The sequence below is a fragment of the Salinicola aestuarinus genome (assembly GCF_003206645.1).
Taxonomy (GTDB): domain Bacteria; phylum Pseudomonadota; class Gammaproteobacteria; order Pseudomonadales; family Halomonadaceae; genus Salinicola; species Salinicola aestuarinus.
Genome location: NZ_PZJP01000025.1, coordinates 1 through 1,862 on the forward strand (window position 1 = coordinate 1; position 1,862 = coordinate 1,862).

Consider the following 1,862-nt stretch of genomic DNA (forward strand, 5'->3'; position numbering starts at 1 on the left):
AACCAGGCAAGTCGGTACGCCTGTAAGATTGTCTCTGGGACGATCGGTGCCGTGGGTGACGTGCTCGCCTTCTACGATGGCCTGATGAAACTCTCCGATGCCTTGCACAATCGAAGGCTGGGTCGCTCTCCCCGTAGCGTAAGCCTGCAATACGCGCTAGGCGGCACCATCATCGCCGGTGCCTCGGTGGGGTTGCTCGGTCTTTCGCTTTCTGCGGCTGGTATCGCCGGCGCGACGACGGGTGTGGGCTTGGCGCTGTGTGCCATCGGTCTGATCATCAGCGCCATCGCGATCACGCTGGGTTTTATCGCAACGAAGCTGGTATCCACCGCGACTTCGGTCTGGCTCAATCGCTGTTATATAGGGCGCCAATACGACACCCAGTTGGCGCCTTTTACCAGCATCGAGCAGGAACAGGCGTCGCTGGATCTGCTATCGCAGGGGATCTCCCTTGAATTGACATGGGAAGATTACAGCGGCACTTATGTCACAGGAGAAACAGGACCATTGGGTGAGGTCCGGCACAGTAAAAAAGTTATGATCAAAGCCCGGATTCCCAATTTGTCAAAGATGCAGTTTGGAATGCAGCTTAGGAGTGCATCTGAGTTGGGAGAAGAAATTTTCTTCAATGACTCTTTTGCTAAAAGAGATGGGAATCTCATTCTCGACAATGAAGGCGGTGAAAGAGGGGGTGGGTCTGATGTTTCAGACTATGATGTATCCACAGGCGAGGATTTCTATACGATAGAACGAAGGGTCTATCTGGACAATGATGACTTAGTAAGTGGTGCCAGACTTGATACCGTCTTCCAGGACACTCGCGCCCGGCCTTTGCGCTATACGGATGTGTTTAAGTTGGAGTTTGAGAAATGAAGTCTTTAAAAGGGTGTTTTCTGCTGTTCTCAGTAGCACTGGCTTTTTGGTCGTCGAATATTTTTGCTCTAACACTCTATAATGATCCGACTTGGCATGATATGCGAGACGAGACAAGATGGTGGTCTCTTGAAGAATTGCATAAAAAAATAGATGATGGCGACCTCAAGGGTGAATATATACTAGGTATTACCTATCTTAATGGGAGTAGTTATCGTAACGTAAGAGAAGATGGTGAGAAAGCTTTTTCTATTTTTAAATCACTATGGGATCAAGGCGTCGCTGATGCGGGCTACTCTTTGTTCTCTATGTATTATGAGGGGTTTGGTGTTGATAAGAACCGAAAGGTTGCCCTGGGTTATTTAGAAGAGTCTGCTGAGCAGGGGTATGCGTTATCCCAGCGCACTCTTGCCGAAGCATATCGTGGCAAAGATTACGAAGACTTGGTGGATGAGGATTATGGTAAGGCCAGGTATTGGTACGAAGAAGCTGTCGATAATGGTGATAAGAGATCCGCCATCGCATTAGCAAGCATGTATTATCATGGTGAAGGGGTGGAGAAGGATAATACTAAGACCTTTGAATGGGCGCTGCGCTGCACCCAGCTTGAATATGGAACTATCACGGCGGGTTTCAGTACTTTGGCAGAGTTTTACGAGGAAGGTATAGGTACCGATGTCGATTTGGTTCAAGCTTATAAATATTATGACCTCCAGGGCTCGGCCGGTGCGGAAGGCAAGCAGCGCCTGAGCAGTCAGATGACAGATGAGCAAATTGAGGAAGCGCGTCGCCAATCCCTAGAGTGGCAAGACGAACACAATGTTCGTATCGGTGGTGGCTTCTTTCAGATGAATTGATCGTTGGTAGGGGGTATTTCTCCGTTGGTTGGTGGGGATAGGCCTGGGTCCCGTGATGGCGCCCAGGCCTATTTGCGCTTTACCCAGCTTTCATGGATGGGTAATTCGGATATTTTATTTGCCGATGCGCCG

2 protein-coding genes are annotated in these 1,862 nt (G+C 49.4%); both read left to right on the forward strand.

The annotated features are described in order from the left end of the window. A partial coding sequence (locus tag DOM41_RS17170) for a hypothetical protein (protein WP_223161011.1) occupies positions 1-873 on the forward strand: 873 nt, incomplete at its 5' end. Beyond that, positions 870-1,730, forward strand: coding sequence for a tetratricopeptide repeat protein (locus tag DOM41_RS17175; protein ID WP_110688072.1), 861 nt, complete (start codon positions 870-872; stop codon positions 1,728-1,730). The genes DOM41_RS17170 and DOM41_RS17175, both read left to right, overlap by 4 nt. The last annotated feature ends 132 nt before the right edge of the window (positions 1,731-1,862 follow it).